At 67.6% G+C, this 7,921-nt stretch carries 7 protein-coding genes; all 7 read left to right on the top strand.

Annotation, left to right across the window (positions count from 1 at the left end):
• Positions 1–403 (top strand): GlcG/HbpS family heme-binding protein (locus tag AAHB17_RS23905; protein ID WP_342133568.1); only part of this gene is annotated, 403 nt, incomplete at its 5' end.
• Between the two features lie 33 nt (positions 404–436).
• A complete protein-coding gene (locus tag AAHB17_RS23910; RefSeq protein WP_342133569.1) occupies positions 437–1,897 on the top strand; it encodes a 2-hydroxymuconic semialdehyde dehydrogenase in 1,461 nt (486 codons plus the stop codon).
• A 15-nt stretch (positions 1,898–1,912) separates the two neighbouring features.
• The gene (gene dmpE, locus AAHB17_RS23915; RefSeq protein WP_342133570.1) at positions 1,913–2,695 is read left to right on the top strand and encodes a 2-oxopent-4-enoate hydratase; all 783 of its coding nucleotides are present in this window, start codon (positions 1,913–1,915) and stop codon (positions 2,693–2,695) included.
• Between the two features lie 12 nt (positions 2,696–2,707).
• On the top strand, positions 2,708–3,496 hold the full coding sequence (dmpH, locus tag AAHB17_RS23920) for a 2-oxo-3-hexenedioate decarboxylase (RefSeq protein WP_342133571.1): 789 nt from the start codon (positions 2,708–2,710) through the stop codon (positions 3,494–3,496).
• Between the two features lie 12 nt (positions 3,497–3,508).
• Positions 3,509–3,700 carry a 2-hydroxymuconate tautomerase gene (locus AAHB17_RS23925; protein ID WP_342133572.1) on the top strand — a complete coding sequence of 64 codons (192 nt, stop codon included), beginning with the start codon at positions 3,509–3,511 and terminating at the stop codon, positions 3,698–3,700.
• Positions 3,701–3,786: 86 nt separating this feature from the next.
• A complete protein-coding gene (locus AAHB17_RS23930; RefSeq protein WP_342133573.1) occupies positions 3,787–7,368 on the top strand; it encodes an indolepyruvate ferredoxin oxidoreductase family protein in 3,582 nt (1,193 codons plus the stop codon).
• A gap of 43 nt (positions 7,369–7,411) precedes the next feature.
• Complete coding sequence (locus AAHB17_RS23935) at positions 7,412–7,846, top strand: MaoC family dehydratase (protein WP_342133574.1); 435 nt, start codon at positions 7,412–7,414, stop codon at positions 7,844–7,846.
• Positions 7,847–7,921 lie beyond the last annotated feature (75 nt).

Raw genomic sequence — 7,921 nt, forward strand, 5'->3', positions numbered from 1 at the left:
GGGGGGGGGGGGGGGGGGGGGGGGGGGGGGGGGCCCCCCCGGCCACGCCGAGGTCTTGGGTCTGAAGGTCAACATCGCCGTGGTGGACACCGGCGGCAACCTGGCGGGCTTTCTGCGCATGCCCGGTGCCTTTTTGCACTCGATCGACATCGCCATCGACAAGGCCTACACGGCTGCCGGCTTCGGCTTGTCCACGGCCGCCTGGAGCGAGGCTCTCGCAAGCCACTCCAGCGCGGTGCGCGACGGCCTGCCGCGCCGGCCGCGCATGGTGTGTTTTGGCGGTGGCCTGCCACTGAACCACCAGGGCCAGCTCATCGGTGGCATCGGGGTATCGGGTGGGTCCGAACAGCAGGACGAGGCCTGTGCGCGCGCGGGCATGCGGGCCATGGGCCTGGTGCCTTGATCGCGCTTGTTTTCCCTTTCACATTTGAACGACATGAAAGACATCCTCAACTTCATCAACGGGGCCTACGTGGGCAATGCCAGTGGCAAGACCTACGAAAAGCGCAACCCCGTGGACAACTCGCTGATCGGCATGGTCCACGAGGCCGGCAAGCCGGAGGTCGACGCCGCGGTCGCCGCGGCGCGCGCCGCGCTGCACGGCCCCTGGGGCAAGCTCTCGGTCGTCGAGCGCTGCGCGATGCTCGATGGCCTGGTGGCCGAGATCAACCGCCGCTTCGACGACTTCCTGCAGGCCGAGATCGCCGACACCGGCAAGCCCGCGCACCTGGCATCGCACGTGGACATCCCGCGCGGCGCGGCCAACTTCCAGGTCTTCACCGACACCATCAAGAACGCCTCGACCGAGTCGTTCGAGATGCGCACCCCCGACGGCAAGACCGCGCGCAGCTACGGCGTGCGCACGCCGCGCGGCGTGATCGCGATCATCTGCCCCTGGAACCTGCCGCTGCTGCTGATGACCTGGAAGGCCGGCCCGGCGCTGGCCTGCGGCAACACGGTGGTCGTCAAGCCCTCCGAGGCCACGCCGAGCACGGCCACGCTGTTGGGCGAGGTGATGAACAAGGTCGGCGTGCCCAAGGGCGTGTACAACGTCGTCAACGGCTTCGGCGTCGAATCGGCCGGCGCGTTCCTGACCTCGCACCCGGACGTCAACGGCATCACCTTCACCGGCGAGACCAAGACCGGCACGGCCATCATGAAGGCCGGCGCCGACGGCATCCGCCCGGTCTCGCTCGAGCTCGGCGGCAAGAACGCCGCGCTGGTGTTCGCCGACTGCGACTTCGACAACGCGGTGGCCACCGTCACCCGCTCGTGCTTCGAGAACGCCGGCCAGGTCTGCCTGGGCACCGAGCGTGTCTACGTGCAGCGGCCGATCTTCGACAAGTTCGTGCAGGCGCTGAAGGTGCAGGCCGAGAACATGAAGCCCGGCCGCCCGTTCGACAAGGACACCAAGATCGGCCCGCTGGTCAGCAAGATCCACCAGAAGAAGGTGCTCGGCCTGTACCAAAAGGCCAAGGACGAAGGCGCGACGATCGTGACTGGTGGCGGCATCCCCGACATGCCCGCCGACCTGAAGGACGGCTGCTGGGTGCAGCCGACCATCTGGACCGGCCTGCCCGAGACGGCCACGGTGGTCACCGAAGAGATCTTCGGCCCCTGCTGCCACATCCAGCCCTTCGACACCGAAGAGGAAGTGCTGAACATGGTCAACGCCAACCGTTACGGCCTGGCCACCTCCATCCACACGCAGGACATCAGCCGGGCCATGCGCCTGGCCGCGGCGATCGAGGTCGGCCTGTGCTGGGTCAACAGCTGGTTCCTGCGCGACCTGCGCACCTCGTTCGGCGGCTCCAAGCAGTCCGGCATCGGCCGTGAAGGCGGTGTGCACTCGCTGGAGTTCTACACCGAGTTGCGCAACGTGATGGTCAAGTACTGAAACCGGATCCCACCCATGGACGCACAAAAAATACAAGCCTACGGCGACGAGCTTCACCACGCGCTGGTCACCTGCCAGGCGGTGGCGCCGCTGACCGACCGGGAACCCGGCATCACCATCGAAGACGCCTACCGCATCCAGTTGCGCATGGTCCAGCGCCGGCTCGATGCCGGCGAGACGGTGGTGGGCAAGAAGATCGGCGTGACCAGCAAGATCGTCATGCAGATGCTGAACGTCGACCAGCCCGATTTCGGGCAGATCACCTCGGGCATGGTCTACAACGAGGGCGAAGCGCTGCCCGTGGCCGGCATGATCGCGCCCAAGGCCGAGGCCGAGGTGGCCTTCATGCTCAAGCGCGACCTCATGGGTCCGGGCGTGACGGCCGCCGACGTGCTACGCGCCACCGAGTGTGTGATGCCCTGCTTCGAGATCGTCGACTCGCGCATCCGCGACTGGAAGATCAAGATCCAGGACACCGTGGCCGACAACGCCTCCTGCGGCGTCTTGACCCTGGGCGGCCAGCGACGCAGCCCACGCGACCTGGACCTTGCCCTGGCGGGCATGGTGCTGGAGAAAAACGGCGAACTCGTTAGCACTGCCACCGGCGCGGCGGTGCAGGGCTCCCCTGTGAACGCGGTGGCCTGGCTGGCCAACACGCTGGGCCGCCTGGGCATAAGCCTCAAGGCCGGCGACGTGATCCTTTCGGGCTCGCAGTCGCCGCTGGTACCGGTCCAGGTGGGCGACAGCCTGGTCTGCAGCGTGGGTGGCCTGGGTGCCACCTCGGTTCGTTTCATCTGACAGGAATTCCCCATGAAGCTTGACAAGGCCACCATCGCGGCATTGGCCGAACACCTCGAAAACGCCGAGCTGCAGGCGCGCGACGTCACCAAGATCACCGACGAGCACCCCCACATGGATTGGGACGACGCCTACGCCATCCAGGACGAGATCCGCCGCCGCAAGGAAAGCCGGGGCCACCGCATTGTCGGTCTCAAGGCAGGTCTGACCTCGTTCGCCAAGATGAAGCAGATGGGTGTCGAAAACCCGGTGTTCGGTTTCGTGGCCGACTACATGGACCGGCCCGACGGCGGCGACATCCGCACCAGCGAACTGATCCATCCCAAGGTCGAGGCCGAGATCTGCGTGGTCACCAAGGCCGATCTGAGCGGACCCGGGTGCCACCTCGGCAAGGTGATGGCCGCGGTGGACTTCGTGCTGCCGGCGGTCGAGATCATCGACTCGCGCTACCGCGACTTCAAGTTCGATCTCAAGAGCGTGATCGCGGACAACACCTCGGCCTCGCGGTTTGTCATCGGTGGGCGCTCGCGCGACCTGCAGGACCTGGACCTGCGCACGCTGGGTGTGGTGCTTGAGAAGAACGGCGAGGTGGTCAGCATGGCGGCGGGTGCGGCGGTGCTGGGCCACCCGCTGGCGGCGGTGGCCATGCTGGCCAACCACCTGGGCGCGCGCGGCCAGGTGTTGCCGGCCGGAAGTTTCATCATGACTGGCGGGGTCACAGAGGCGATCTCGGTGGCGGCGGGCGACAGCGTGTCGGTGCGCTTCCAGGACCTGGGCACCGTGTCCATGCGTTTCGTCTGAGGAAGGCCCCACATGCCATTTGCCCAGATCTACATGCTCGAAGGACGCACCGATGAGCAAAAGCGCGCTGTGATCGAAAAGGTCACCCAGGCGCTGGTCGAAGCCATCGACGCCCCGCGGCAGAACGTGCGGGTGTGGATACACGACGTGCCCAAGGAAAACTGGGGCATCGCCGGCACCTCGGCCAAAGACCTCGGGCGCTGAGCGTCCATTCCCCCCGACACATTCCCCCGACACATCGGCGGGCGCCCGCGCCTGTGCCGCGCCGAATTCAACCAAGGAAAAAGCACATGTCATCCAAGCCGGAGGCCCCGACGCCGTTCACGCAGGAAAGCGGCACCATCCATGTGGGCGGCATAGACGCGCTGGTGCGCCTGACGCTGGACCAGGTGCGCACCGACGCCCGCCGGGGTCTGAAGACCGGCATGTTCATCTCGGGCTACCGGGGTTCGCCGGTGGGCATGCTGGACGCCGCGCTGATCAAGCAGCAAAAGGCGCTGCTGGCGCACCACATCCACTTTGTCGACGGCTTGAACGAAGACCTGGCCGCCACCGCCGTGTGGGGCACGCAGATGCTGCACACCGTGGGCCGGCAGAAGTTCGACGGCGTCACCGGCCTGTGGTACGGCAAGGCCCCGGGCGTGGACCGCAGCGGCGACGCCTTGAAGCACGCCAACTACACCGGCATAGGCAAGAACGGCGGCGTGCTCGCCGTGGTCGGCGACGACCCCAGCTGCAAGTCCTCGTCCCTGGCCAGCCAGTCCGAGCCCATGCTCTACCACGTCGGCATGCCCTCCCTGTACCCAGCCAACGTGCAGGAGATCCTGGACCTGGGCCTGCACGGCTACCAGATGTCGCGCCTGTCGGGCCTGTGGGTGGGTATGAAGATCGTCACCAACGTCGCTGACGGCAACGGCAGCGCGGTGGTCGACCCCGAGCGGCTGGACTTCGTCACCCCCGACCTCGAATTCGACGGGGTGCCCTTCAGCCCGCGCATGAACCTGGGCATGAACGTGCGCGTCGAGGCGCTGGAGATGGAGCAGTCGCTGTACACGCGCCGCCTGGAAGTGGCCAAGCGCTACGTCCGCGCCAACAAGCTCAACAACGTCGTCTTCCCCAACCGCGACGCCTGGCTGGGCATCCTCACCGCCGGCAAGAGCTACAACGACCTGCGCCAGGCCTTCTTCGAGCTCGGGCTGGACGACGCCGCGCTCCAGCGCCACGGCATCCGCATCCTCAAGATGGGCATGCTCTTCCCCATGGAGCCCACCGTGGTGCGCGAATTCGCGGAAGGCCTGGAAGAGATCTTCGTCATCGAAGAGAAACGCCCCTTCCTGGAAATGTTCGCCAAGCAGGTGCTGTATGGACGGGCCAACGCACCGCGCATCGTGGGCAAGTTCGACGAGGAAGACAAGGAGCTGCTGCCGCACTACGGCGAGTTCGAGGCCGACACCATCGGCCGCGCCCTGATCCAGCGCCTGTCGCGCAAGACCCGCATCGAGTCGGCCGACGCCTGGCTGGCCCGCCTGAACGACATCCACGGCCGCAAGAAGCTGCCCACGGCGGCGCGCACCGCCTGGTACTGCTCGGGCTGCCCGCACAACAGCTCCACCGTGGCGCCCGAGGGCAGCATCGTCTCTGCCGGCATCGGCTGCCACACCATGGCCATGTGGATGGACCGGGGCGTGGTCATGGGCACTCACATGGGGGCCGAGGGCGCGCAGTGGATAGGCATGGCGCCGTTCACCGACACCCCGCACATCTTCCAGAACATGGGCGACGGCACCTACGCCCACTCCGGCAGCCTGGCCATCCGCTACGCCGCGGCCAACAACGCCCGCATCACCTTCAAGCTGCTGCGCAATGCCCACACCTCCATGACTGGTGGACAAGCCATCATGGGTGCGCACCCGGTGGCGCAGATGGTGGCCGACCTGCTGGCCAACGGCGTGAAGAAGGTGATCGTCACCACCGACGAGCCCGGCAACTACCAGGGCACCAGCCTGCCCGGCGGCACCGAGGTCTGGCACCGCGACCGCCTGGACGAAGCGCAGCGGCTGCTGGCCGCCGTCGAGGGCACCACCGTGCTGCTGCACGACCAGGAGTGTGCGGCCGAACTGCGCCGCGCCCGCAGCCGCGGCAAGGCCGAGGAGCCCACCGAGGTGGTGGTCATCAACGAACGCGTGTGCGAAGGCTGTGGCGACTGCGGCGTCAAGTCCAACTGCATGAGCGTGGAGCCGGTGGCCACCGAGTTCGGTCGAAAGACCCGCATCCAGCAGTCTTCGTGCAACAAGGACTTCAGCTGCGTCAAGGGCTTTTGCCCCTCCTTCCTGACCGTGACACCCAAGGCCGCGCCGCTCGAGGGCGACGGCAAGAAGAAAAAGAAGGGTCGCATCCCGGCGCTGACGCAGGATCTTCCGGCACCGGTGGCCAAGATCGACGGCAGTTTTGGTTTCAGCGCCCACGTGATGGGCATCGGCGGCACCGGCTCGGTCACCGTGGCCGGCACCATCGCCAATGCCGCACGCCTCGAAGGCATGCACGTCGTCGGCCTGGACCAGACCGGCCTGGCGCAAAAGGGCGGGGCGGTGATCTCCGACATCAAGGTCACCCGCGCGCCGTTCAAGGGCGCCAACAAGATCTCCGATGGCCGCGCCGACCTCTACCTGGGCTTTGACATCCTCAACGCCACCGATGCCAAGAACCTGGACAAATGCCACCCGGAACGCACCATCGCGGTGGTCTCGACCACCGCCACGCCCACCGGCCAGATGGTGGCCAAGCGCCAGGTGCTGTTCCCCGCGGTGCGCCCGCTCACCGCCGGCATCGACCGCGTCACCCGCAGCGCCGACAACGTCTTTCTCGACGGCCAGGCGCTGGCCGAGGGCCTGTTCGGTGACAGCATGGCGACCAACCTGTTCATGGTCGGCGTGGCCTTCCAGGCCGGCACGCTGCCGCTGCAGGCCGAATCGCTGGAGACCGCCATCCGCCAGGCGGGCGTGGGGGTGGAGCAGGGCATCGCTGCCTTCCGCTGGGGCCGCATGGCGGTGGTGGACCGGGCCTTCGTCGAAGCCCAGGCCATCGAGTCGGCCAAACGCTCGGGCGAGCAAGCCGCGCCGGTGGCCGAGCGCAAGCCCAGCGCCGCCGTCCAGGCGCTGATCGCCTCCATCGGCGGCAGCGCCGAGGTACAGCGCCTGGCACGCATCCGCGTGCTGGACCTGATCGACTACCAGGACGAAGCCTACGCGCGCCGCTACGCCCAGGCCCTGGGCCGCGTGGTGGTGGCCGAGCAGCGCCTGGGCGCGCAGGACACCCTGGCCCAGGCGGTGGCCCGCTACCTCCACAAGCTCATGGCCTACAAGGACGAGTACGAGGTTGCGCGCCTGCACACCGACCCGGCCTTCACCGCCCGGCTGCAAGCGCAGTTCCCGCACGGCTACGAGGTGCGCTACCACCTCGCGCCGCCGACGATCTCGAAGAGGGACCCGGTCACCGGCCACCTGATCAAGCAGCAGTTCGGTCCATGGATGCGCAGCGCCTTCGCTTGGCTGACCAAGTTCAAGGGCCTGCGCGGCGGGGCGTTGGACCTGTTCGGCAAGACCGAGGAGCGCCAGGCCGAACGCCGCTGGGTGGACGACTACCTGCAGCTGCTCGACGAGATCTGTCGCGCCCTCAACGGCCACAACCACGCCGCCGCCGTGGCGCTGGCCAGCGTGCCCGACGAAATCCGAGGCTATGGCCACGTCAAGGAAGCGGCCCTGGTGCAGGCACAGGCCCTCAAGGCGGAGCGCCTGCTGGCCTTTCGCAACCCGCAACTGGCCCCTCAGCCGGCCCCGCAACTGGCCCAGACCGAACTCACGCAGGTGGCCTGAAGCCGCTCCTGTCCACCCGCACCCCGCACAGACGAGGATCCCCATGAACGCCCTCAACGGCCACGACTTCGAAGACCTGGAGGTGGGCATGAGCGCCACCTTCGCCAAGACCATCACCGAGGCGGACATCGTGCTCTTCGCCGGTGTCTCGGGCGACAACAACGCCATGCACACCAACGAGGAGTTCGCCAAGACGACGCCCTTCGCCGGGCGCATCGCCCACGGCATGCTCAGCGCCAGCGTGATCAGCGCGGCCATCGCCGGGCGCCTGCCGGGGCCGGGCACGGTCTACCTGTCGCAGCAGCTGCGCTTCAAGGCGCCGGTGCGCCCGGGCGACACGGTGCATGCCCACGTGGTGGTCAAGGAACTCCTGCCCGAGCGCCGGCGGGTGGTGCTGCAAACCACCTGCGCCGTGCGCGACCAGGTGGTCATCGAGGGCGAGGCCCTGGTCATGCCCACCTCCCGCCAGCCGCGTTGAGTGTGATCGACCTGGAGCGACCCATGGACCGCGCCTTCGACACCATTCAGGTCCGCACGGAAGGCCGTGTCGGCG

Source organism: Hydrogenophaga sp. OTU3427, assembly GCF_038440225.1.
Lineage (GTDB): Bacteria > Pseudomonadota > Gammaproteobacteria > Burkholderiales > Burkholderiaceae_C > Hydrogenophaga.

Coding starts and splice junctions, on each gene's coding strand:
- AAHB17_RS23910 (WP_342133569.1), top strand. CDS start 437: ATGAAAGACATCCTCAACTTCATCAACGGGGCCTACGTGGGCAATGCC.
- dmpE (WP_342133570.1), top strand. CDS start 1,913: ATGGACGCACAAAAAATACAAGCCTACGGCGACGAGCTTCACCACGCG.
- dmpH (WP_342133571.1), top strand. CDS start 2,708: ATGAAGCTTGACAAGGCCACCATCGCGGCATTGGCCGAACACCTCGAA.
- AAHB17_RS23925 (WP_342133572.1), top strand. CDS start 3,509: ATGCCATTTGCCCAGATCTACATGCTCGAAGGACGCACCGATGAGCAA.
- AAHB17_RS23930 (WP_342133573.1), top strand. CDS start 3,787: ATGTCATCCAAGCCGGAGGCCCCGACGCCGTTCACGCAGGAAAGCGGC.
- AAHB17_RS23935 (WP_342133574.1), top strand. CDS start 7,412: ATGAACGCCCTCAACGGCCACGACTTCGAAGACCTGGAGGTGGGCATG.